Genomic DNA, 24,223 nt, shown 5'->3' on the forward strand with positions numbered 1-24,223 from the left:
GTAAAGAATCGTCCGTCATCCCGGGGAGACACATTCCGATTCTGCGCATGCCGATCCAACAGGCGTCGCTGACGGACCGCCTACGGTCAATCGCGCTCGGACGCACATCCGGACTGCTACGAAATTCGCTGGCGGCGCTCAGGTGTTGATCCAGACGCGCGCCTGCTCCAGCTCGTCGACGTGGAACACCTTGACTTCGGCCTTCGTAAAGAACCGCGCCAGATGTATCGAGGCTCGGATCCAGCCTGCATCGGCCACCACGGCGGCGCGCGTGACCTTGCGACTCACGGGAACGCCGAGCGTTATGTCGGTCCACAGCGCCTTCGGCTCGATGCCGTTGAAATGCTCGATGCGTTCGAGCACGCGGGTCTTGCCGTGCAGTTCGAGATCGCCACGCATGCGCTCGATGGCCTCGCGCAGATCGTGGTCGGTGATTTTGCCTTCGACGGAAATTTCGATGACAGGGGAGTCGGGCTCGGTGCGATACAGGATCATGGCAAGACCACCTGACTGGGGAGACGTCACACACTCAAGCGCGGCGCGGATGAGCGTGGCGTTCGATGATGTCTTCATCGTACGCCTTTCCATACAGCCCGGTCAGCACCGTTCAGGGTAGGCTCACGGGCCCGCCCCGTTGCGATTTTCGCGCCCGTCATGGCCAGCCGTTCGGTTGGGGACGAGCAGGGACGGGGGGTGGAAGGCTGCAGCTTTTCCGAGGCGGGACGCAAGCTGGGGCCGACCGCGGCTGCGGTCAGCCGAAAGGTGGCGATGCTCGAACGCAACCTTGGGGTACGGCTGTTTCAGCGATCGATCCGGACGCTCAGGCTCACGGAAACCGGCGAGCGGTTCCATCAAGCCGTTGCATCGACCGGTTGAATCCCATCCCGGATACCTGACAAATTGTCCGCTGCCCCTTTGAGCCGCCACACCCGAAAGTCAATCAAAATACGGCTCCAATACCCGCTCGATCCAATCCATGAAGGCCCGGACGCGTGGCGACAGGTTACGCCGATGGGCCACGACGAGCGACGCGGCGAGGGGCTCGGGACGCAAGTCCGGCAGAACCTCCACGAGCGCGCCGCTTTCGATGTGATGCGCGAGCGCCGAATATCCCGCCTGGATCAACCCGATGCCCGCAAGCCCGGCTGCATGATAGGTCTGCACACTATTGACCTGCATCGCGCTTGGCAATGGAAGCGACGCATAGCCGTCGCCGTCCGGGTATTCCCATCCGGCGTGCCTGGCGCCGAGTGTCAGCGTGTAGTGGATCATCCGGTGCCCCTGGCTGCGCAGATCATCGAGCGTGTGCGGTATGCCGTACCGTGCCAGATAGCTCGGGCTCGCCGCATTTGTCATGCGAAGCTTGCCCAGCGGTCGGGCAATCAGCGTCTCGTCGACGATCGGACCCAGACGGATCACGCAATCGAATCCTTCCTGCACGAGATCGACACGCCGATCGGTGCTGGAAAGCTCCAGTTCCAGATCCGGATGCGCCGCCATCAGTTGCGGGAGCGCGGGAACCACGACGCTTCGTGCCAGCTCGGTGGGCATGTCGACGCGCAACCTTCCCCGCAGTGGCGTGCCATTCCCCGAGAACATCGATTGCAATTCCTGTACTTCGGCCAGCAGGTCCCGTGCGCGCAAATAAAAGGCGCGCCCGTCTTCAGTCAGCTGCACGCTCCTCGTGGTCCGGTGCAAGAGCGCAACACCGACATCTCGCTCGAGCCCACGGATCACCATCGAGACACGTCCCTTCTGAATACCGAGGCTTTCGGCCGCACGCGTGAAGCTCGTCATTTCGGCGACACGGGCAAAGATCAAAAGCGCGTCGAGGTTTTGCATTGTTCACCCAGCGAGTAACGGAACGTTCAATTTGTCATCATTTATAACTCAGTTGTGACTCAGTAGAGTGGCTTCCCATGTCGTCCACAGCGGACGACTCGAACGAAAGGGAACCACCATGATTCAACACACCTCTCCGGTTAAAGCGGTCGTCGTCTACCACTCCGGCTACGGGCATACCGAGCGTATGGCAAGCGCTGTTGCCGAAGGCGCCGGTGCCGTACTCGTCGCAATCGACAGCGACGGAAACATTGCCGACGATGCGTGGAATACGCTTGCCGGCGCGGATGCGATCCTGTTCGGCTCGCCGACCTACATGGGCGGCCCCAGCTGGCAGTTCAAGAAGTTTGCCGACGCATCCTCGAAGCCCTGGTTCGACAGTGCGTGGCAAAACAAGATATTCGGCGGCTTTACCAATAGCGCAAGCATCAACGGCGACAAGCTCAATACGCTCGAATATTTCGTTCTGCTTGCCGGGCAGCACGGCGGCATCTGGGTCGGTATGGATATCAAGCCGGCGAACGTGAAAGCCTCGGTGCGTGACGACCTGAATCGTATGGGCTCCTATATCGCGCCGATGGCGCAGACGCCTGCCGATGCGTCGCCTGCCGAGATGTCGCCAGGGGATCTCGAGACGGCACGCCGTTATGGCGCACGCGTCGCGACGATCGCCGGACAGTTTCGGTCCGGAAAGTCTCAAGGCAACTGAACGCCTGGCGCGCGCGACGCGACAGACCGGACGCCGCCACATGTTATCCAGCCACGCTTGAAGGGAATGGTCATGAAATACAAGCAACTTGGCCGCACCGGCCTGTATGTCTCCGAGCTGTGCCTCGGCACGATGACGCTGGGCGGCAATGCTGACGCCGGCATGTGGAGGGCGATCGGCGCACTCGGTCAGGACGACGCGAACCAGTTGATCGCCCGCGCGCTTGATGAGGGAATCAATTTCATCGACACCGCCGATATTTATTCCTTTGGCCAGTCTGAACGCGTCGTCGGACAGGCGCTGAGAGACATCGGAGTACCGCGCAGCGAGATCGTGCTGGCGACGAAGACGGCCGGCGTGATGGGCCCGAAACCCAACCAGCAGGGGGCATCGCGCGGTCACATCATGGATTCCGTGCAGCGGAGCCTGGAACGGCTCCAGGTCGACCATATCGATCTTTACCAGATACACGCGAGCGATTCCGTCACGCCGATCGAAGAGACGCTGCGTGCCCTCGACGATCTCACGCGGCAGGGGCTGGTTCGTTATGTCGGCGTGTCGAACTGGCGCGCAGGCAGGATCGGCAAGGCGCTCGGGCTGAGTGCAGCGCTGCACGCCACGCGCTTCGAGACGCTCCAGGCCTACTATTCGATCGCCGGACGCGACGTGGAGCGCGAACTGGTGCCACTCGTCATCGAGGAGCGGATGGGGCTGCTCGTCTGGTCGCCCCTTGCCGGCGGATTGCTTTCCGGAAAGTTTGGGCCCGGAGCACCCGCCGAAGCAGGTTCGCGGCGCAGCCATTTCGATTTTCCGCCGGTCGATCTCGATCGGGCCTGGCCGTGCGTTGCGGAGATGCGCGCCATCGCCGACACGCGCGGTGTCTCGGTCGCCCGGATCGCGCTCGCCTGGTTGCTCGCCAAGCCGTTTGTCACGAGCGTCATTGTCGGCGCCAAACGGGTCGAACAGCTCGAAGACAATCTCGGTGCGGTCGATGTCGCGCTCACCGAGGACGAGCTTGCGCGTCTTGAAGCCGTGAGTGCGTTGCCTCGCTGCTATCCCGGCTGGATGATCGATCGTCAGGACGCGAGCAGGCGTCCGTTGCCGTTCAAGCCCGATGCGTCGAATTAGAACCGGCTGCTGCACATCCATATCGTCGACATCGGCGGTTATCCGAATGAATGCGCCCCGCATCGAGTTGAACGCGCCCACTGAAAGAGAGAGATAGGCATGCCAAAGGGTTATCTGATCGCACATGTCAGCGTCTCGGACGCCACTGTTTACGCCGCCTACGCAGAAGCCGCAGGCGATGCAATGAAAGAATTCAATCCCAAGGTCATCGCGGGTTGGGGAGCGTATGAAAACCTCGAAGGCGAGGCCCACGAGCGGCATGTGGTCCTTGAGTTCGATTCGTTGGCCGAGGCCAGGCGTTTCTATCGAAGCCCCGAATATCAGGCGGCCAAGGCGCTCCGCGCCGGGGCAGCGACCGGGACGTTCGTGATCCTCGAAGGGACGTCATGACGCTGGCGGCGAAGCGCCCGAACACCAGCGGGCGATTGAAATTCTCCGACGACGACTACGACCGAAAGCAGACCAACGTGTGAACGCAGGCGCGCTCTGATGTTGCTATCGACGCGGCGAATCGCCCGCACGCTCGGTTTCGCCGAACCATCGCGATATGGCGTGGGCGAGTGCTTCATGGTCGGGAGCAGCTTCGCATGCCCATGCGACGAATCCGTCGGGGCGCACCAATATAGCTCGCAGACCTAACCGATCCTTGGCGTCGGCTGCGACATAGGTGAGGCGCTCGCGCCAATGGTTCGCAAGCACCTGTAGCGACGCGTCGGAGTCGAAGTCCAGCAGGAGTCCCCGTCCGTCGCGCAACAGGCGACCTGCCTTCGTTCCGTCGACCAGTTCAAAATCAGGTGCGCTGCGGCCTACCAGCGGATGAGGGCTGCCAAAATCGTAGCGCAGCGAAACACCCCATACGCGCTCGGCGAAATACGTTGCGCCATCCCGGGTCTCGATGAGATCACGCATGATCGCTTCCAGCGCGCGTGTGCTGGGGGTAGGTCGCATCAGTGCGACTTGCGCACGCGACCAATCGAGAGCGCGAGTTCCTATCGGATGGCGCTCTTTTTGATAGCTATCGAGCAGATCGGCCGGCGCATCGCCACGGATGGTGGCTGCCAGCTTCCAGCCCAGGTTCATGGCGTCTCCGAGCCCAAGATTAAGCCCTTGACCGCCCAACGGAGAGTGGATGTGCGCGGCGTCACCGGCGAGCAGCACGCGCCCGTTCCGATAGCGCGTTGCCTGGAACGCGCGATCCGTCCACGTGGTAGCCAGCCCGAGCCTGGTCAGCGTGATGTCGGTGCCGGACACGCGGCGCAGTACCGCCTGTACATGCTCCAGCGTGACTGGGTGAAGTCGGTGAAACGCTCCGTCGTCGAATTCCACCATCGCGATCGTGCCGGGCCGCGCATAGGTGTACATGCCCGTCGATGTGTAGTGTCGGCCGGGGGGAAGTGCCTCCGGCTCAAGCATTTCGACCTCGACGGAGTAGCCGGTGAACTCGGGATCCGTGCCGACGAAATCGAAGGAGCCTGCTTTGCGAATCGCACTGCGGCCGCCGTCGCAGCCGACGAGCCAGCGCCCGCGAAAAGTGTCCCCACCCGCATGAACGGTTACCGCGTCATCCGACTCGTGGAATGCGTCGGCGCTCAGGCCTCGCCGGATCTCGCATCCCATCGCGCTGGCTCGACGAGCCAGGACCGTTTCGAGTGTCTCCACTGCAACTGCCATGCTGGTATCGGCCGAGCCTGACAGGCGATACGGCCACTTCGAGGTATCGATGTCGTCGTGATGGAACTGAATGCCCGCGAAATGACCGGCGGGCCGGCGCGGCTGCTGCATCCAGTGCGCGACCGTCGCACTCTTGTCTGCGATATGGCCAGCGCGCTCGGCCTCGATTACCTCGTCCAGCAGCCCGCGCCTGTCAAGCGTTTCGAGGGTGGGGGCCGACAGGCCGCGCATTCCAAACGGTGGGCGCTTCAACGGAGCGTGTGGTGTTTCGGCGCGTTCGAGCACGAGGACCGACAGCTCGAACAGGCGAAGCTCGCAGGCGAGAAACAGACCGACGGGGCCGGCCCCGGCAATCACGACGTCGTAAATATCTTGATGGTGCGCGTGCATGAACCACTCCTGTGTCGATGTTCGACCGGAGCGTTCCTCAAGTTGAGCGCCACACGGACGAACGTTCGGACGCCTGGTCAGCGTCAGATGTTCGTCGTGGGGATCTCGTGCACGGGGCAAAGACCAGAGCTTTCGCTAACGAAAGGACTTGGGCTTACCAAACCAAGTCTGCCTTTTTCGACACCGCGTTATAACACCGCCGCGACGACGCGTAAATAGCGGCGACGATCCGCTCGCCGCAGTGCGATGTCGCGCTGGCGTGTTACGTCGAGCCCGCGCGAAACACAGGGTTGGCACGAACCGGAACGGGTCTCGACGGCAGTTGCACAACTGACTTATGTTTGTGACGTTCTTCATTCGCGTTCACGATTGGACGTATTAGCGTTTCTCCCGATATAGGAAAACGCCGTACAAGCCGATGTTGCAGAGAGATATGGTGTGAATAATTGATCCGAGGCCAATTATGACGACATCTGCAACAAACGGGCCGAACGAGGCATTGCCTGAAACGCGCGAAGCGGCAGCCGCATCCGACGACGCGTGCCGCGCACCGTCGATCCTGCTGGTCGACGACGAACCGAGCGTGCTGTCGGCGCTCAAGCGCGTGTTCCGTCCGGCAGGCTACGACATCCTGACTGCCGACAGCGGCGAGGCCGCACTCGAGATCCTGGCGTCGACCGAAGTCGACCTGATCGTGTCCGACATGCGGATGCCGCACATGAGCGGCGCGGAATTTCTGGCCCGCGCGCGGGCGCTGTACCCGGACACGATGCGCATCCTGCTGACCGGTTATGCGGAGATCGCGTCGGTCGTGCAGGCCGTCAACGAAGGCGGCGTGTATCGCTACCTGAACAAGCCGTGGGACGATCACGACCTGCTGCTGACCATCGAACAGGCGCTGGAGCAGCGGCATTTGCGCCGCGAAGCGATCCGGCTGGCCGCGCTGACCGAGGCGCAGAACGATGCGCTGCGCCGTTTCAATACGGAACTCGAAACGCAGGTGCGCGCGCGCACCGAGGAACTCGGCCAGACCGTGATGTTCCTCGAAGCGGCGCAACGCGACCTGAAAAGCAGTTTCACGGCGATGGTCCAGGTCTGCGCGAGCATGATCGAACTGCGTTGCGGGACCGCCGGCGGGCACGCGATGCGGGTCGGCGAGATTGCGCGCCGGCTCGCGCTGGCGTCGGAGATGAGCGAGCTGCACGCGCAGGACGTCTATTTCGCGGGGCTGCTGCACGGCATCGGCAAGTTGTCGCTGCCCGACGAATTTCTGCACAAGCCGCTCACGCGGATGACGACGGACGAACACCGCCTGTTCCAGCAGCATCCGCTGCGCGCGCAGATGGTGCTGACGCCGGTCGCGCAACTGCACAAGGTCGCGTCGATCGTGCTTCACCAGTACGAGCGCTTCAACGGACGCGGCACGCCGGACGGGCTGGCCGGCGACGCGATCCCGCCCGGTTCGCGGATCGTTGCGATCGCACGCGATTTCGAAGGGCTGCGCAACGGCGAAATCGGTGCGCCGCATTCGCTCGAGCAGGCGCTCGATGCGTTGCGGTCGCAGGCCGGCGTGCGGTATGACCCGCAGCTCGTCGAGCGCTTCGTCGAACTGATGCGGGATCCGGCGAGTCTCGGCATCGCGGCGTCCGTCGCTGAGATCAAGTCCGCGCAGTTGCGCGAAGGGATGCAGCTCGCCGACGATCTGCGCACGCATCGCGGCGTGCTGCTGATGACGAAAGGCAGCGTGATGTCGGCGCACCAGATCGAGCTCGTGCGCCGCTTCGAGACGCGGGAAGGGATGCCGTTCGACATCCTCGTTCTGGCCGGCGCGGCCGAGTCGAAGCAGACGCCCGCCGCGGGCATGCCGCCCGCCTGACGTCGGATACGCGGCGTGACGGCTGCGGTGCGCGCTCGACCGTGTGCCGCGGCAACGCATTCATATCGATTCGGGCGCTCGATCATGCACGGCACCTACAATCTCCCGCTCGTCCTGTTGTCGCTCGTCATCGCGACGCTGGCCTCCTATACGACGCTCGACCTGGCCGCGTTCATTTCGCTGCTCGACAACCCGAAGCTCAAGCGTGCGTGGCTGGGCGGCGGCGCGGCTGCAATGGGAACCGGGATCTGGTCGATGCATTTCGTCGGCATGCTCGCGTTCTCGCTGCCGATCCCGCTCGGCTATGCACTGCCGGACACGGGCGCATCGCTCACGATCGCCGTGCTCGTGTCGTATTTCGCGCTGAACGTCGTCACGCGTGCGCGGCTGGGCTGGCGGCGACTGTGCGCGGGCGGTGCGCTGATGGGCGGCGGGATTGCCGGCATGCACTACGCGGGGATGGCCGCGATGCGCATGCAACCCAGCATTCGCTACGATCCCGCGCTGTTCGCCGCATCGATCGGCATAGCGGTGATCGCATCGACCGCCGCGCTATGGATTGCGCAGGCGCTGCGCGCGCAGCAGGCCCGTCATGCGACCGCGCAACGCGTCGGCGCGGCCGTCATCATGGGCATCGCCATTACCGGCATGCACTATACGGGGATGGCAGCCGCTCATTTCGCGCCGGACGCTCGATGCGGCGCCGCGAACGGGATCGACGCGCCGTGGCTCGCGACGACCGTCGCGCTGTTTACGATGGCGACGCTGATCGTCACACTGCTGCTCAGCCGCTTCGATGCGCGCACAACCTTTCTGCGCGGGATGACCGACACGCTCGAGCGGCTCGTGAAAATGCGAACCGCCGAACTCGAACGTGCGTTGCACCGCTACGAGCAGTCGACGGAGATGCTGCAGCGCACGCGGGAGAACATGGCGACCGAGATCGACGAACGCAAGGCGGCCCAGGCGCGGCTCGAACAGGAGCGGGAAGAACAGCGGCGCCTGCTGCATGCGCTCGAGGAAACCCACGTGCAGTTGCTGCAGTCGGAAAAACTCGCGTCGATCGGCCAGCTCGCGGCAGGCGTCGCGCACGAGATCAACAATCCGATCGGCTTCGTCAGCGCGAACCTCAATACGTTGAAGACCTGGGTGCGAAGCCTGCTCGACGTGGTCGCGGCGCACGAAGCCGTGCTGCCGCAGCTCGACCCCGCCGCCCGCGATGCGCTGACGGCGATGAGCCGCGCGGCGGATCTGGACTACGTCCGCGACGAGATCGTGACGCTGATCGACGAATCGATCGATGGCGCGGTGCGGGTGCGGCGCATCGTGCAGGACCTGCGCGATTTCTCGCGCCCGGTCAGCGACGAGTGGAGCGTGGTCGATCTCCACGCGGGCCTCGAGAGCACGCTCAACGTCGTCCATAACGAACTCAAGTACAAGGCCGACATCGTGCGCGATTACGGCGACCTGCCGCAGGTCGAATGTCTGCCGTCGCAACTGAACCAGGTATTCATGAACCTGCTGGTCAACGCGGTGCAGGCGATTCCCGAGCGCGGCGTCATCACGATTCGCACGTCGAACGATGGCGAACAAGTGTCGATCGCGATCAGCGACACCGGAACGGGCATGTCGCCCGACGTCGTCCGGCGGATCTTCGATCCGTTCTTCACGACGAAGCCGGTCGGGCAGGGAACGGGGCTTGGCTTGTCGGTATCGCACGGCATCGTCGAGCGCCATCGTGGCGCAATCGACGTGACGAGCGAACCCGGGCGCGGCACGACGTTCTGCGTGCGGCTGCCGGTCCGGCGGGCACGCGACAACGCGAACGCGGCGGCGCTGGCGCAGCGGGCATGAGGACCCCAATGCCCGCCTCCGTCTCGCTCGAATACGTGCGGGACAGCAGGCGGTCGGTGGACGGGTGGCCGAGAAGTCGTCATGTCGCATTCCCCCGTCACGGACCGACCGTGAGATGGAACCTGCGGATGTGAGTTTCTCGCCGGTTACACCGGTTGCATGATGCGCAGCACGGGTTTCCCGCCGACATTCTTCAGCGGGAAATACGACCGATGCGTTGCCGGATCGACTGCAACGACATGGGCGTTCGGGCCGAGCCGGCTCTCGCCGATCTCGCGGATACGGCCGGTTTCCACCTGGAACATCGATACGACGCCCGCTTCGCCTGCGACGTAGAGCGTCGACAGCGCCGAATCGAAGGCGAGCACATCTGGATTCCCGCCGACGTCGAATGATTGGACCGGCCGCATCGAGCGCATATCGAGCACGAGAAGTGTGTCGTTTCCTTCGCAAGCGACGAAGGCGAGCCGACTGCGCGGATCGATCAACAGCCCGTGGCTGCCCCGTGCACCCGGAAGATCGATTCGATTGACGACGCGATCCACGGCCGGGTCGATCTCGACAAGCCGGTCGTGCGTCTGGTCGTTCACGAAGACATGGCGGGATACCGGATCGTATTGTGTATTGCCGGCTTCGCCGCCGAGCGGGATCGTGGCGATGCGTTGGTTCGTCCGCACGTCAATGACTGTTTCGGTTTTCCCGTATTCATCGGAAACGTATAGCTTGCGCGCGTCGGGCACGTAGGCCATCCCGTCCGGGTAATGTCCGCCAGGGATGCGCGCGACGATTTTCTGCGTTCGAGTATCGATCGCGACGACTTCGTCGGTTCCCGTCGCCGATGCGTAGACACGCGACAGCTCGGGAACCGCCAGTACGCCATGCACGGACGACACATTGCCGATGCGTGCCACGACCTTTGACGCGCGCAAGTCGACGACGACGATCTCCGAGTCGCCGAGGTGTGCAATGAAAAGGAGATTGCGGTTCGGATCGATGCTTTCGTAGTCGAAACGCGTGGTGCCGCCCGGCAGCGGGATATCGGCAACTTGCCGTAACGGAAGCGGAGCAGGTGCAGCGGCGTCGGCCGCACGGGACGGCCGGTGCGCGACAAGACCGGCGGCAATGATCGCGACGGACATCGCAAGCAGCGCGGCGATGCCGGCGCGTCGGTTTCTCAATGATTTCATGATGAGATCCTGCAGTGACTTGCGCCGCCGCACGCGATGCGCGTTGCGTGCAGCGGCGCTTCGAGGAGAATCAATGGCCGACGGCAGCCTGCGTGTCGAGCGCGGCAACGCGCGCATGCTCGTCAGCACGGAAGGCGCGCATGCTCGTCGGGCGGCGATGCGTCGTTGCGTATTGGTCTCGTTCGGCGACCCCGTTGAATTCCCCGCGTTACGACCTGGGTCCCGCCTCGGGTTTGATGTGACGGAAGGCAGCCAGCAACGCGAGGTCATACGCGATCTTCAATGCGCCGCACGCGATTAACGGAGCGCCGAGCCAGCCGAGGCCGAACAGCCCGCCGGCCAGCGACGGCGCGACGGCGGCCGCGAGGCTGCGCGGCACCGACGTGAAGCTCGCCGCGGCCGGCCGCTCGGCCGGTGTGACGACGGCCATCACATAGGCGGTGCGCGTCGGTACGTCCATTTGCGACAGCGCGCTGCGCATCAGCAGCAGCGCCAGCGTGGCCGGCAGCGACGGCGCGAACGCCGCGCCGATCAGGCACAGGCTCGACGGGATGTGCGTGAACACCATCGTGTTCAGCAGGCCGATTCTGCGCGATAGCGGCGGCGCGACGAGCTGGGAGCCTGCGGAGAGCAGTCCGGACCAGAAGAAGAACTGTCCGGCAGCGCCGATCGACAGGCCGAAACGCTGCATCAACCAGAGCGACAGCAGCGAATTGACGACCAGGCCGCCAGCGAAAGCGTCGACGCTGAACAGCAGCGCGAGCCGCGTGACGATGCGCCGGGACGGCCCGAGCGGCGGGGCCGTGGTCGTCGCGCGCGATCCGGCGGACGGCAGCCGGCTGTACAACGCGCCGACCGCCATGCCGGTCAACGCATAAACAATGAACATCGCGCGCATCGCCGACAGCAGCGAGATGCCCGCGTGCGAAGCGAGCCAGAGCGGCAGCCCCGCTGCAAGCGAACCCAGCGCGGCCGAGACCGCGCCGATCAGGCTGTAGCGTGCAAACAGGGCTGTCCGTGCCTCGCCGCCGGCCGCTTCGGCGAGCCGTGCCTGCTCCAGCGGCAAAAACAGGCTGACGTCGCCGGAGCTCGGATTGAGCGTGCCGACGAACGCCACGACGAGCAGCGGCCAAAGCGCCGACAGGCCGGCAAAGCCGATGCCGGTGGCCGCCATCAGAACGGCGGCGAACCGCAGCAACCGGCGCTGCGGGAAGCGGTTGGCCACCATGCCGGCAACGATGGTCGCGACGGCGGAACCCGCCAGCGTCGCGGTGCTGATCAAGCCGACATCGATTTGCACGAAGCCGAGCAACAGCAGGTAGGCAGGCAGCAGTACCGCGACGAACCCGTCGCAAAAACCGCGCAGGCCGCGGCTAACCAGCAGGATCGACGCGGCATGCTCGACGCCGGCCGGCAGAAGCCAGCGTGAAATACGCGTTGCGAACGATGCGCCGGAATCGCGGTCAGGCACGTGCATCACGTCGGCACCACGTATAGAGCGCGTCGTACATCACCATCCCGTGGCGCAACTGCTCGTGGTCGTCGGCGAAGTTTCCCGACAATCCGACGGAAATCGCATACAGGCCGGTCGCTTCCGGCGCGAGATCGAGCCGCCCCGTATCCGCACCGCGCACGATCTCGGCGAGCTTGAGCAACGCGGGATCGCGGAGCTGGTACTTGTCGATGAACGCGTCGAAGCTGCAACGCTCGCCATGGTGGCCGAATTCGACGCCGGGCACGTCGTAGGGGATCGCACCGGTTTCCGCGGCGATGCGCGTCACGTCTGCACCGGGCACATAGAGAAATTCCGGTGTCTCGTCGATGAATCGGGCGATGAGCCATGGACAGGCGATGCGATCGATTTTCGGACGTTCCCGCGTAATCCACTTCATGGCGCCTCTCCTGTCTGTCTGTACGACTGAATGGTCAGTCGTCGTCCTCTTCGTCGTCACCGGCCGGGCGACTACTGATGAGCTTGCCGTCCTCGGCCAGAATCAGGCGTTGCTCCTGGCCGCTCTGCACAATCGACACGACATAGCGCGACGCGCCGTCCTTCGCACGCCGTTGAATCACACCGACGCTGCCGCCTTGCCGTTGCCGCTCGATCGTCGCTCTCACCGGTGCCGGCACGTGCTCGAGCGTGACGATTTCGCCGGCGCCCTGATCGGACCCGCTTCGGTCGCAACCGGACAGCGCGACAGACAGGGCAATCGCCGTGGCGACCGGCACAAGCTTGCAAAACCTTCGCATCACCTCCCCCTTGTGCGGTCGCTCGCGACGATCACCCGACCATGTGAATGACGATCCCGGCCACGCAGCAACCGGCGAGCGTGGTTATCAGTCGTGGAGACGGGTCGCTGCGCGTCGACGATGCTGGTTTCCGTCAAATCGATTCTTCCGGTTGTGTCATGGGTCATGCACATCGCTTCGATCGCGGTGCAGGCGTGGATCAGCGGGTCGCGTCGGCGAATCGGGCCGCGACGTTGGTCCAGTTGATGTTCTGCATGAACGCGTCGACATAGGCGGCCGCCTTCGCGCCGAAATCGAGGTGATACGCGTGTTCGTACATGTCGAGCGCCAGCAGCGGCGTGCCGTCGGCCAGCGTGTGCGCGTGATCCGACGCCCACTGGTTGGTCAGCCGCCCGAGCCGCGACGACCAGCTCAGCAGCACCCACCCGGAGCCACCGCCGAGCGCCTTGCCCATCGCCGTGAATTCGGCGCGCCAGCGCTCGACGCTGCCGAAGTCGCGTGCGAGCGCGGCCGCGAATGCGCCATCGAGCGACCCGTTCGCGCCGAGGCCGTCGAAGTAGAGCTCGTGCAGGATCATCGAATTCGCGGCGATCAGTTCCTCTCGCTTCAGGCCGTTCAGTACGAACACGGGCGACGCGGCCGGATCGATCGACGCCAGCTGATCCGCGATGGCGCCGAGTCGTTTGACGGCGCCGCCGTAGTTGTTCTCGTAGTGGCTGACGATCAGTCGTTCGGACAGGCCCTGCAACCGGGCCGGATCGCATGCCAGCGCTTTCATCTGGTACGTCATGTTCGTCTCCCGGTAACGCAGGTTAGTGATGGAGGAACGGATAGGCCGCCAGCCCGATGAGCGCCGCCGCGGTCACGATCACCGGTTCCTGCAGCTTCTTGAAACGCCACAGCAGCAGCACGGTGGCGACGGCGAGCAGCGCGGTCGGCACGTCGACGATCGATCGTTTCGCGATGACGAGCACGGAGCCCGTGATCGCGCCGACGGCCGCGGCCGTGATGCCGTCGACGAACGCCTTCACGCCGGGCCGGTGGCCGTACTTCTTCACATACGGGGCGGGAATGACGGTGAACAGATAACAAGGCAGGAACGTGCCGAGCGCGGCGACGCACGCGCCGGGCAGGCCCGCCACGAGATACCCGATGAAGCCGACGGTGATCACGACCGGGCCGGGCGTGATCATCGCGACCGCGACGGCGTCGACGAACTGCTTGTCGTTGAGCCAGTGGTGCTCGGTGACGACGCCGCCGTACAGGAACGGCACGATCGCGAGCCCCGAGCCGAACACGAAGGCGCCGGCCTTCGTGAAGAACACGCCGATCTGCACGAGTTGCGGCACGTCGATGCCGCTCAGCCAGCCGCTGGCCGCCGGCAGGTTGGCGGCCGCGACCGCGTTCAATCCTCCCTTGTGCAGCCATTTCGGCGGGGCGCGCCACAGCCACCCGATCAGGCCGGCGACGATGAACAGCCACGCGATCTCCGATTCCGTGATGAAGGTCACGGCGGCCAGCGTGAGGAAAATGGCCCAGAGGAGTTTGTCGTGGCCGACGGTCTTCATCGTGAGCTTGTACGCGCTCATCGCGATGATGCCGACCACCGCGGCGCCGACGCCGTAGAACACGGCCTGCATCCACGACAGCCCGCCGAAGTGCGCGTACGCGAAGCCGAGCGCGAGCACCATCAGGAACGACGGCAGCACGAACGCGAAGCCGACGAGCGTCGCGCCGAGAATCCGGTAATGGACGAAGCCGAGGTAGATCGCGAGCTGCGCGGCCATCGGCCCCGGCGCGAGCTGGGCCAGCGTGAGCCCTTCCTTGTAGTCCGCTTCGGTGATCCAGCCGCGCCGCTCGACGAGGTCGCGGCGCATGTAGCCCACGAGTGCGACCGGTCCGCCGAACCCGAACGTGCCGAGACGCAGCATGTAGCCGACTAGTTGACCCAGCGAGTAGGTCGGTTTGGTTGCGGTGATGGCAGCGGTCATGACTTGGTCCCAGTCTCGTTCTTGCCGTTCGACGCGAAATGCACGTACAGCGCGTCGAGCACGGCGCCCATCTGCTCGAGCAACTGGTCGTCGTTCTCCGCTCGCTGGCGCGTGCCGGCCATCACGGCCTCGAAGCCGACTGCTTCCGGCGCCGCGGTGCCACCGACGTCGAGCGCATGCACGATCTCGCCGAGCCGCATCAGCGCCGGGTCCTGGTCGCGCCCGAAACTCGCGAGCAGCACCTCGAACGTCACGCGTTCGCCGACGTGGGTGAAGGTCGCGCCATCGAAATCGAAGCCCAGCGCATCGGCCGGACAATCGGCCGGCGACGCGAGCCAGATGAAACGCGCGCGCGTGTCGATGAAACGGCGGATCAGCCACGCGCTCGCGACGCGGTCGACCCACATGCGCTGTCGCGTTGCCCAGGTCCGGCCCTGATATCCGTCGATCGCGAGCGGCCGGATCTCGCGTTGCGCGGCGTGCGGTTCGCCCGGCGACAGCACGGTGTCGACCAGCGCGACGAAATCCTGCAGCGCGACTTCGGCGCGGGTGGCCGAGTCGCCCGGGAAGTAGTCGATCGCACGGAGCGCGTCGAAGTCCTTGTGCAGGCGCCTCAGCAGGCGGGTGAGTTCGGTGGCGGATTGCCCGGCCAGCGTCTTGCGCGCGTCGGCGAGGGCGCGGGTAAAGGCCGCGTAGTCGTCGTCGCGACTGAACAGCGCGCGGAATTCCTGCTCCTGCGACACGTCGAGGCTCGGTGCGCGCAGCAGGTGGGCCGTGCCGCCGCTTTCGGCGATCCCGTCCGCCAGTTCGCGCAGCGTGCTTTCGTGCGCGGCCGTGTGCGGGAGCAGGTAGATGCCGTCGCGCAGCACCGCGCAGCCCTTTGCCTTGAGCGCGCGCCAGTACCGCATGCGGGCCGTCGCGTTTTCAGTGGGAAGGGTCAGAACAAGGAGTGACCAGGTCGTGAGAGTATCCATGTAGTGAATACTACTCATGCGTTATGTACTCTACAAGTTAACTTTGAGGCGGCCTGCCGCCCGATCGTGTGGCGGCCTTGCTCCGGATTGGGAAGCGGGGTAACCGTGACAATCCACGCATCACACCCGGACCTCATCAAGCGGCTCAAACGTGCCGAAGGACACCAGAAAAGCGTGATCGAGCGCATGTCGAGACTACATCTCGTCCGCGGCAATCCGGCTGGGCAGCAAGGATCCGGTGCGCTCGAGAATCGGGTAGGCGGCCGCGGCCACAATATGCGAATTGATGAGTGTCATGTCACGGAGCAGATCGAGATGCAGCGCGCTCGTCTGGGCCGTATCCAGGCGACCGGAGCGCAACCTGTCGACGTGTGCCGCGGTCGCTGTCGATTCCGCCTCCCGGAAGGCTACTTTCTCGTCAGCCAGCATGCGTGCGGTACGCGGGTCCTCGGTCATGAACAGCGACGCTGCCGTGCGCAGATTGGCCGTCAGGCGATCCAGCATGGCCAGTAGTTCGGCTTCCCCTTCCTTCGAGAACGCAAGCCCGCGCTTCAGGCGCTTGGTGGCGTGCGGAAGCAGATTCAGATCCACCACATCGCCAGCCTGCTCGAGGTTGATGACGAAGGTCAGGATCTCGTGCAAACGCCGATGATCGTTGTCAGCGAGTTGCTCGGGGTCGAGCGACGTCAGGTAAGTCTTGATCGCGGTATTCAGGCTGTCCAGGATGTCGTCGCGCTGGCGGGTCTCCGCGATCAGCTTACGATCACCCACCACCAGGACTGCACGGGCACCTGCCAGCATCTCGCCGAGCACATCGGCCAGTCGAAGCGCCTCACGTGCCGCGTTGCCGAGCGCCACCATCGGAATTTGCAGCGCGGCCGGATCCAGGTACAGCGGCTGCGACGGATCGGTGGGGTCGGTACGCTGCGGCAGCAGCCGCCGTAACAGTCCCTCGAATGGCGTGAGGATTGGCAGGAAAAGGCCGGCAAGAGTCAGGTTGAACAGCGTATGAAAATCGGCCACCACCCGCGCATTGTCCGGCTCGATCGCAACCATGAAACGTCCGATCGGCTCCAACGCCGCGAGTGCCAGCACGACGCCCACTGCCCGCGAGAGCAGGTTGCCTACCGGCAAGCGCTTCGATGCGGGGTCGGTTGCCGCCGTCCCCTCCAGCAGCGGGTTGATCGCGGTGCCGAGGTTCGCACCCAGGACCAGTGCAAACGCGGTATCAGGCGGCACCACGTTCTGCGCACAGAGCGACATGATGAGCAGAACGATCGCGACGCTCGAATGCGCGGCCCAGGTCAGCCCCGCTGCCAGCAGCACATCCACCAGCGGTACCGTGGATGCGGCACCCAGCAGCATGCGGAAACTGGGTGCATCCTCGTAGTCCGTCATCAGGCCAAGCAGCTGGTGCAGCGCGAGCAGCATCAGGCCCAGGCCGATCAGCACGCGGCCCAAGTCATGTGCACGCGTGTTCGACACCTTGCGGAACATCAGCACTCCGACGAGTATCAGCGCCGGCGAGATCGCTGCAACATCGAACGACAACACCTGCACGATCAGTGTCGTGCCGACATTTGCGCCGAGCATCACAGCGAGTGCGGGGACCAGCTTGACCAGCCCGCCTGCGGCAAAGCCAGCCGTCATGAGCCCGGTCGCCGTACTGCTCTGCAATACCGCCGTGACGCCCAGTCCAGCCAGGAAAGCGCGAAGTCGTCCGTGCAGGGCGCGCCCGAGAATCGAACGCAAACCGGCACCGAAGGCGCGCTGGATGCCGGTCTGAACCATATGGGTGCCCCACAGCAGCAGCGCAACGGATCCGGCCAGATCGATCAGCGTGAACGTAAATGTCATGATCCAGAGCCCTCCATGCCGCGCGGTTGCTCATATGACGTTCAGCAAGGGCGTGCCCGGTATTACCTGCCCGTGAGTCCTCGCGGGTCTTGTTCGGTGTTCCTTGCTGCCCGGTGCTCAATCACGCAGGGCTTCACGCGCAAGTTGCTCCCAGGAAAGGTGGCGTACATCCGTGCCCTTGGCGACATAAATGACGAGCTCCGCCAGATTCGTTGCATGGTCCCCGATACGCTCGATGGCCGACGCGATGGACAGATAGTCCAGCGCAGAAGCGATGATGCCGGGATGTTCGGGCATATACGTCGCCAGCTTGCGCATGAAAGCGCGGTATTGCTCGTCGATCGCTTCGTCCTCGCGGACAATCTGGGCTGCAGCGACGACATCGAGTCGAGCGAATGCATCGAGTGCGCGACGGAGGATGTTTGACGCCAGCTGGCCGGATAACTGGATTTCTGCCATGTCGATGGTCTTGCCTGCAGCGTCATTCGCGATTCGTCGCGTCCGCTTCGCGATCTTGTGTGCTTCGTCGCCAGCCCGCTCGAGATTGGTGGTCGCTTTCGAGATCGCCATCAGCAGGCGTAGGTCGGATGCGGCCGGCTGCCGTCGCGCGATGATGTTGCCGCACTCCGCATCAATTTCGACTTCCATCGTATTGAGTCGATGCTCGACGGCAATGACTTTATCGACCAACTCCAGGTCGAAGCAGCTGAGGGCCTGCATCGCATTGGTCAATTGCGACTCAACGAGCCCGCCCATCTCGAATACCTTGGACGAAATGTGGTGAAGGTCCGTGTCGAATCGGCTCGTTATGTGTTTGTCTGACACGAGAATATCCTCCTTGACCCGGAGCCCGGAGGGTGTGCTTCGCGAGCTCCTGTCCATGCACCCGCAAGACCGACCTGACGCGATTTCGGTGGCCGGCCGGTCTTGACTCGTTCGACCGCGGACACGGCTGCAAGCAGGTGTTTCTGCGGAACTGACGCCAGCAGAATCAGGCCGTCCCGAAGACGCTCACGTTCTTTCACCGATATGCCCGCATCGAGACACCGCTGGATCAGCACCGTGATCGTTTCGTAGTCCGATCGTGGCATCGTGAAGGTGTCGCGTGCGACCTTCTCCTTCTTCAGACGGTCGTTGACCTGAGGAGCAATGCCTGCGGAATCGACCTCGATACGCGCTGTTCGCCTCGTGCCAGCCTTCGTTGGAGCAGATTGCCTTGCGGCAGCGGATTCCGGAATGTCCCCGTAACTTGCACGCGTGCGCGACGAGGCGACATCCCGGCTTTGCTCCTTGGCGGCCCGGTGTTTCATGGTTGCCTGCGATCTTGACCATACTGTAAAAAAAGTATAGCGATTTTTACATTAAGCGGTCGTGGCCTGTACGGGGGAGCAGATCCCCCTTGCGGCAAAGCGTGTCAATCCTGAAACATATTCGGGTGATTTTTGCCATCGTCCCTACCTGCTTGACCTCGTATATCCCCACAACGCAATGAATTACCTAACCGGGAACGATACTTGCGTCGCAAGCGCTGTCGACGACTTGCGACCGAACGTATCAGACCAGTAGAGCGTGTTTCTCTTGCGGCTGCGCTTTCTGTGCCGCAACAACACGCATTCGGACTCGCGTGTCCTTCAGGACCAACAGCGCGTGCGAGTGGATCGCGCCACAGAAACCGTTGCAAGTACAACCGGTCGGCGTCGGGGAACAAGAATCATGACATTCACGTTCACACTGATCGATCTCGCTGGATCGATCGCGCTGGTGTTGCTCGGCACGCAGATGCTTCAGACCGGCATGCAGCGCGCATTCGGCGCGGGCCTTCGGTCGCTCCTGGAGCGGGCGCTCTATGGACGAGTCCCTGCCTTCTTCGGTGGCATGGGCGTGACGGCGGTGCTGCAGGGCAGCGCGACGACCGCGGTCATGACGGGGGAATTCACCGCGCAGGGGCGCGCCGGCCTTGTCCCGGCGCTGGCCGTCATGCTCGGCGCGAACATCGGCACGACGTTGATCGTGCAGGCGCTGTCGTTTCAGGTCGACAGCGTGTCGCCTGCCCTGGTACTCGTCGGCATGCTGATGTTCCGCAAGGTGTCGAACACGCGCGCACATGAGCTGGGGCGTATGCTCATCGGTCTGGGCCTGCTGCTGCTTGCACTGCACCATCTGCAGGAACTGATGACGGACTACGAGGATGCGCCGAGCCTCCGGATGTTGCTGGGCGACGTATCCACGGTGCCGCTGATCGACGTCTTGCTGGCAGCGGGTCTGACCTGGGCCGCCGATTCGAACGTGGCGATCGTTCTCCTGATCATGTCGCTTTGCGCGCAGAACGTCATTCCGCCCGATACCGCGTTCGCACTGGTGATGGGGGCAAACCTGGGCGCAGCAATCCACCCGGTGCTGGAGGGGACGGTAACGCACGATCCGGCCTCCAGGCGCGTGCCGGTCGGCAATCTGCTCATTCTGTCGATCGGCGTGGTGCTTGCACTTGCGGCACTCACGCCGATCGGCTGCGTCATGGTCAGGATCGAACCGGACAATGGGCGGGTGGTGGCCGATTTTCATACGCTGTTCAACCTGTCACTGGCCTGCCTGATCCTGCCGTTGCTGACCCCGTACGCAGACCTGTTGACCCGGCTGCTTCCTTCGCTCGTGAAGGTCTCGGACGCATCGCGGCCGCAGCACGTCGATCCGCTCGCGGGGCAGGTGCCCGAGCTAACACCCGACATCGCCCACGATATGCTGCCCTTCGCCGATACGCGAAACGGCATGTTCCCGCGAAGCCGTCCTGTATCGATCGGGCGTGCCGGAATGCTCGTCACGGATATCCGTACCCACGACGACGTTCTCGATAACGTCAGGATCGCGCCCCGGACGTCCATGGCGTTTCCTGACGCCGGGCAACTTGCCGGTTACGATGGACGGCACCGCCATGAAGGCGGCGACACGCTATACGAGGGCGCGCAACATCGCATCGAAATCCGGGAGTGCGCCGGCCACGCGCTCGAGCACATCGGCCCTGATGGCAACGTACAGACGTACTACCCGGCGAAGTCGCTGTGGCTCACGCTGCAGGACATCCAGGTCGTCAGACGGCTGGAGCCTGCGGGCGGGACGACCCATTCGACGCTTTCGACCTATGTGCAGGGAACTTCAAGTCCGGATGATTGCTGCTTGTCGATCATCGGTGACGTGCAGAACAGCACGCGCACGGTGCATATCACCTTCGCGGCCCGCGAGATCGGTGCGACTGAACGGCACGGCCTTCGCGACTTGCAGGACGAACTGGGCATCGCGTTTTCCGACGATCCGCTTGGCACGGCAAGGCTCGGCTACAACCAACCGGACGATGAGATGCAGGAGCCGGCTCAGTGGTGGGCATTGTGCGACGTGCCGGCAAGCAGCATGCAGGCGCTTGCCGACGGCATCGAGGCGGGGCGGGTGACCGCTGTCAAGGTGGGACTGTGCCTGCGGGGCGTCTATACATCGGTTCCGTCCGGCGCCGCGCAGGCCGGTGGGTTGCCCGTGTTCCTGAGGCCCGGCCAGGACGGCAGCATGCTGGAAGCTCCAGCAACCGCCAGCGGATATGTCGTGTATCTCGCCATCGATCTCCCGAAAGTCAACCTGCCCGGAGATGGCCGGTCGGCGCAGGTGCCGGTGCGCGCGGGCGACGGGAATGCCATCGGAGCGCTGACGGAAAGGCTCGACAAGGTGTTTGCCGGCTTGAAGTGGCTCGCGGCGCTGGTCGCGATCCTTGTTGTCGTACTTCTGGTCAAGGGGCGGTGACGAGCCTGGAGCCCCAGTCTGCAGATCGAGTTCCGGTGACTGCTGCAAACGGCTTTGGTCGCTGCATTGCCAACGAGCATTGCCTGCGGTAGGCGATCGCCCGTGTGTCCGTGCATGCAAGGGCCGCTTGAGACATGCCATCGCACCGTGTGGTCGGAAGAACGCGTCGCTGTCTATCGCGACATGATTTCACTTTTGCAACCAACCAGCGGGTGGAAATCCGACGCGTGCGCCGTCGTCTCCAGTACGCCGGTTGGCTGCGCGACGGCGGCACACTCGGCGTTGGCGATCGCCGCATGCGGTCGCGCGATCGGTCCGATCCGTACCATCGCTGAAACACTTTCACCCTCTCGAAGTCGGGCGACGTAGGCAAGCATGGGTGGTGCCGGAACGCGGGGCGCTATCCGGCCAGCGTCGGCTGCCGGACGTCGCCGCTATCGGTCGATGAGCCCGGCTTGTTCGCCACATCCTGCGCGGCCGGCAACGCGACACGCACATAAAGAAACGCGCGCCGTTCGCGATCCGGCAACACTTGCGGCCCGTAACTGATCGCGACCGAGCCGTCGTCGATCTCGCCGGCCTGCGCGAAACGCCACGCGCCCGGATCGCTGTCGAGCAGGAATTCGGCGCGTGCATACGCGTGCGGCTCGAACCGTTCGGGAATCGTCACCGTCCGCCCGTCGAGCTTGTCGAGCAACGCTTCGACCACGTTGAAGCCATAGCCGTCGCGCACGATGTCGCAGATGAAGCTGCCCGCGATGCGCGGATTCAGTTCGATCACGTGCGGCACGCCGTCGTGCACGATGCAGTCGAGGTGCACGGGCCCCCACGTGAGCCCGGCGGCCGCGGTCGCGCGCGTACCGACGTCGATCAGCGCGCGCAGCGTGTCGGCATCGAGATCGAGTTCGGATGTATAGCCGCGTTCGAGAAAGCCGGCGCCATGCCGCTTCAGCTTGCGCAGCGCGCCGACATAACGACCGTCGAAATACTCGACGCAGTATTCGCTGCCGCTCAGGAATTCCTCGACGACGACGCGCTCCGTCGCGAGCGTCCGCGCATCGGTTTGCGCGGCGGCGAGCGCGTCGAGTTGCGCGCGCACTTCGGCGATGTCCGCGCAGCGCCGCACGCCGTCGCTCGCCGATCCCTCCGACGGCTTGACGACGACCGGAAATCGCAACGGTTCGGCTGCGGCGGCGAGCGCCGCCGGCGCACCGAGTGTGCCCGTGACGAATTGCGCGGCGGGGATGCCGTGCGCGGCAAGCAAGGCCTTCTGGTTCGACTTCGATACCGCGTGCGCGACGTGCCGCGCATCGGGGCCGGGCAGGCCGAGCGCGTCGGCGACCCACGCGGCGGTGCGCGCATAGGTGTCGTGTGCGGTCGTCACGCGCAGCGTGTCGAGTTCGTCCGGAAAACGCGTGCGCAGCCAGCCGGCGAGCTGACCGGCGTCGGGTTCGAGGTTGATGGTCTCGACGCCGTCGGGAAACACGCCGTCGAGACGATGGCCGGGCGCCGTGATGACGGTCACGGCCACCTGGCGCGCGAGCGCGGCACGCACGAGGGCGAGGCTGCTGCCGGTGGCGCGTGCGCCGATCACGATGAGTCGCTTCATGCTGGATCCTTGATCGAGGTCGGGAGAGCAGTGTGGTGCCGGCTAGCGTGCGCGCCTGCGCAGGCGCTGTGCTTCGAGGCGCGGCAGCAGGTGCTGGACGACGCGCGGCAGCGTGTAGATCGGCAGTTGCGCGCACGTGAACACGAGCGCCATGGTCGGCGTGGCCGCGAGCCCGAGCGCGGCCCACATCAGCCCGACGTTGCGATTGGCGACGATCAGCGCGACATTGAGCCGCGTGCGGACGTCGCCGGGCGTGAGCCCGTACGCGATGATCTGGAAGCCCGCGTTGACGGCGAACGCGAGTGCGATCGCGCTCAACGCGCGGTGCGGCGCGTCGATGATCGACTGCTGCATGCCGGCCATCGTGCCGAGCGCAAACACCAGCAGTGCGACGACGACGATCGCGTCGATGGGCGTCGCATAGCGGTCGAGCCGGGCACCGGCGAACCGCCGCACGAGCAGCGCGACGCCTTCGGCGCTGCCGATCAGCAGCGCGAGCCGCAACGCGAGGCTCAACGGCGAGATCGACACGGCCGTATCGTGACTGAACCAGGCCGTCAGCAGCGGCGCGGTGAGCGGAACGAACGCCATCGACGCGAGGGTCGCGACGAGCGCGACGCTCGCGTCGAGCGACAGCATCCGCGCGATCGTCGACGTGCCGCTCGACGGCGGCGCGCAGTATGCGATCACCAGCGCGACGACCCAGTCGTACGGCATGCCGGCGAGCCGCGCCGCGATGCCGAGCGCGACCGGGCACGCGATCATCGTCGCGGCGGGCAGCAGCAGCGACACGGCCGGCCGCCGCGCGACCGCGCGCACGGCGGCGGGCTCGACGCGCAGCAGCGTGCCGAGCACGAACAGGAATACGGTGACGGGCATCAGCGGCCGTGCGAGATCCGCGAGCGGCGGAATCAGCAGACCGAGGCCGACGCCGCACGCGAGCACGGTCGGGCCGCGCCGCACCAGTGCGGCGATCAGTGCGCGCACGGGCGAGCCCCGCGCCGACGGCGAACGGAGATGAAGCCGGAACAGACAGCGGATGGCATGCAGATTCCTCGGAAAGGGGCCGGCCAGCATGGAATGTCCGTTAGGCTAATCCCGA

The 24,223-nt window shown here is 64.6% G+C and carries 21 protein-coding genes and 1 pseudogene; 7 read left to right on the top strand and 15 right to left on the bottom strand.

Annotated features, from left to right (window positions below):
* Positions 1 to 138: 138 nt before the first annotated feature.
* Positions 139 to 495: an STAS/SEC14 domain-containing protein gene (locus R9B84_RS17255; protein WP_423761035.1), complete on the bottom strand. Its 357-nt coding sequence runs from the start codon at positions 493 to 495 to the stop codon at positions 139 to 141.
* Between the two features lie 159 nt (positions 496 to 654).
* Between R9B84_RS17255 and R9B84_RS17260 the strand changes: the two are divergent.
* Positions 655 to 849: pseudogene (locus tag R9B84_RS17260) on the top strand (helix-turn-helix domain-containing protein); the annotation flags it as partial.
* Between the two features lie 87 nt (positions 850 to 936).
* Here R9B84_RS17260 and R9B84_RS17265 read toward each other — a convergent pair.
* Positions 937 to 1,842: a LysR family transcriptional regulator gene (locus R9B84_RS17265; RefSeq protein WP_423760594.1), complete on the bottom strand. Its 906-nt coding sequence runs from the start codon at positions 1,840 to 1,842 to the stop codon at positions 937 to 939.
* A gap of 118 nt (positions 1,843 to 1,960) precedes the next feature.
* On the opposite strand from R9B84_RS17265, the gene R9B84_RS17270 reads away from it, so the two are divergent.
* The 3 genes from R9B84_RS17270 to R9B84_RS17280 all read left to right on the top strand — a co-directional run bounded on the left by R9B84_RS17270 (position 1,961) and on the right by R9B84_RS17280 (position 4,069).
* Positions 1,961 to 2,551 (top strand): flavodoxin family protein, encoded by a 591-nt coding sequence (locus R9B84_RS17270; RefSeq protein WP_423760595.1) that lies wholly within the window; start codon positions 1,961 to 1,963, stop codon positions 2,549 to 2,551.
* Positions 2,552 to 2,623: 72 nt separating this feature from the next.
* On the top strand, positions 2,624 to 3,679 hold the full coding sequence (locus R9B84_RS17275; RefSeq protein ID WP_423760596.1) for an aldo/keto reductase: 1,056 nt from the start codon (positions 2,624 to 2,626) through the stop codon (positions 3,677 to 3,679).
* Between the two features lie 99 nt (positions 3,680 to 3,778).
* Positions 3,779 to 4,069, top strand: coding sequence for a DUF1330 domain-containing protein (locus R9B84_RS17280; protein ID WP_423760597.1), 291 nt, complete (start codon positions 3,779 to 3,781; stop codon positions 4,067 to 4,069).
* A gap of 105 nt (positions 4,070 to 4,174) precedes the next feature.
* Here the strand turns inward: R9B84_RS17280 and R9B84_RS17285 are convergent, their stop codons facing one another.
* Positions 4,175 to 5,740: an FAD-dependent monooxygenase gene (locus R9B84_RS17285; protein ID WP_423760598.1), complete on the bottom strand. Its 1,566-nt coding sequence runs from the start codon at positions 5,738 to 5,740 to the stop codon at positions 4,175 to 4,177.
* 463 nt (positions 5,741 to 6,203) lie between these two features.
* Here R9B84_RS17285 and R9B84_RS17290 point away from each other — a divergent pair, with 463 nt between their 5' ends.
* On the top strand, positions 6,204 to 7,616 hold the full coding sequence (locus tag R9B84_RS17290) for an HD domain-containing phosphohydrolase (RefSeq protein ID WP_423760599.1): 1,413 nt from the start codon (positions 6,204 to 6,206) through the stop codon (positions 7,614 to 7,616).
* Between the two features lie 84 nt (positions 7,617 to 7,700).
* Positions 7,701 to 9,470: a histidine kinase gene (locus R9B84_RS17295; RefSeq protein ID WP_423760600.1), complete on the top strand. Its 1,770-nt coding sequence runs from the start codon at positions 7,701 to 7,703 to the stop codon at positions 9,468 to 9,470.
* A gap of 146 nt (positions 9,471 to 9,616) precedes the next feature.
* Here R9B84_RS17295 and R9B84_RS17300 read toward each other — a convergent pair whose 3' ends face one another.
* From R9B84_RS17300 to R9B84_RS17345, 10 genes are all read right to left on the bottom strand, one after another.
* Positions 9,617 to 10,657, bottom strand: a complete 1,041-nt coding sequence (locus R9B84_RS17300) for a hypothetical protein (protein ID WP_423761036.1) — start codon at positions 10,655 to 10,657, stop codon at positions 9,617 to 9,619.
* 208 nt (positions 10,658 to 10,865) lie between these two features.
* On the bottom strand, positions 10,866 to 12,134 hold the full coding sequence (locus tag R9B84_RS17305; protein WP_423761037.1) for an MFS transporter: 1,269 nt from the start codon (positions 12,132 to 12,134) through the stop codon (positions 10,866 to 10,868).
* Positions 12,121 to 12,549: a chromate resistance protein ChrB domain-containing protein gene (locus R9B84_RS17310; RefSeq protein WP_423760601.1), complete on the bottom strand. Its 429-nt coding sequence runs from the start codon at positions 12,547 to 12,549 to the stop codon at positions 12,121 to 12,123. Before R9B84_RS17310 ends, R9B84_RS17305 begins: the two co-directional genes overlap by 14 nt.
* Before the next feature lie 34 nt (positions 12,550 to 12,583).
* Complete coding sequence (locus tag R9B84_RS17315; RefSeq protein ID WP_423760602.1) at positions 12,584 to 12,886, bottom strand: hypothetical protein; 303 nt, start codon at positions 12,884 to 12,886, stop codon at positions 12,584 to 12,586.
* 220 nt (positions 12,887 to 13,106) lie between these two features.
* Entirely contained in the window at positions 13,107 to 13,697 is a 591-nt protein-coding gene (locus R9B84_RS17320) for a superoxide dismutase (protein ID WP_423760603.1), read from the bottom strand.
* Positions 13,698 to 13,719: 22 nt separating this feature from the next.
* Positions 13,720 to 14,898 (bottom strand): chromate transporter, encoded by a 1,179-nt coding sequence (locus R9B84_RS17325; protein WP_423760604.1) that lies wholly within the window; start codon positions 14,896 to 14,898, stop codon positions 13,720 to 13,722.
* Positions 14,895 to 15,872, bottom strand: coding sequence for a chromate resistance protein ChrB domain-containing protein (locus R9B84_RS17330; protein ID WP_423760605.1), 978 nt, complete (start codon positions 15,870 to 15,872; stop codon positions 14,895 to 14,897). The genes R9B84_RS17325 and R9B84_RS17330 overlap by 4 nt, the downstream gene beginning before the upstream one ends.
* Positions 15,873 to 16,067: 195 nt before the next feature.
* A complete protein-coding gene (locus R9B84_RS17335) occupies positions 16,068 to 17,729 on the bottom strand; it encodes a Na/Pi cotransporter family protein (RefSeq protein ID WP_423760606.1) in 1,662 nt (553 codons plus the stop codon).
* 117 nt (positions 17,730 to 17,846) lie between these two features.
* Positions 17,847 to 18,554: a phosphate signaling complex protein PhoU gene (gene phoU / locus R9B84_RS17340; RefSeq protein WP_423760607.1), complete on the bottom strand. Its 708-nt coding sequence runs from the start codon at positions 18,552 to 18,554 to the stop codon at positions 17,847 to 17,849.
* Positions 18,536 to 19,039, bottom strand: coding sequence for a hypothetical protein (locus tag R9B84_RS17345; protein ID WP_423760608.1), 504 nt, complete (start codon positions 19,037 to 19,039; stop codon positions 18,536 to 18,538). The genes phoU and R9B84_RS17345 overlap by 19 nt, the downstream gene beginning before the upstream one ends.
* Positions 19,040 to 19,442: 403 nt before the next feature.
* Between R9B84_RS17345 and R9B84_RS17350 the strand changes: the two genes are divergently transcribed.
* The gene (locus R9B84_RS17350) at positions 19,443 to 21,512 is read left to right on the top strand and encodes a Na/Pi cotransporter family protein (protein WP_423760609.1); all 2,070 of its coding nucleotides are present in this window, start codon (positions 19,443 to 19,445) and stop codon (positions 21,510 to 21,512) included.
* Positions 21,513 to 21,912: 400 nt separating this feature from the next.
* On the opposite strand, the gene R9B84_RS17355 is transcribed toward R9B84_RS17350, so the two are convergent.
* Together R9B84_RS17355 and R9B84_RS17360 are read right to left on the bottom strand one after the other, a co-directional pair.
* Positions 21,913 to 23,121 carry an ATP-grasp domain-containing protein gene (locus tag R9B84_RS17355; protein WP_423760610.1) on the bottom strand — a complete coding sequence of 403 codons (1,209 nt, stop codon included), beginning with the start codon at positions 23,119 to 23,121 and terminating at the stop codon, positions 21,913 to 21,915.
* A 42-nt stretch (positions 23,122 to 23,163) separates the two neighbouring features.
* A complete protein-coding gene (locus R9B84_RS17360) occupies positions 23,164 to 24,108 on the bottom strand; it encodes a hypothetical protein (RefSeq protein WP_423760611.1) in 945 nt (314 codons plus the stop codon).
* Positions 24,109 to 24,223: the final 115 nt, after the last annotated feature.

This window comes from Burkholderia sp. NLJ2 (genome assembly GCF_049487195.1).
GTDB lineage: Bacteria > Pseudomonadota > Gammaproteobacteria > Burkholderiales > Burkholderiaceae > Burkholderia > Burkholderia pyrrocinia.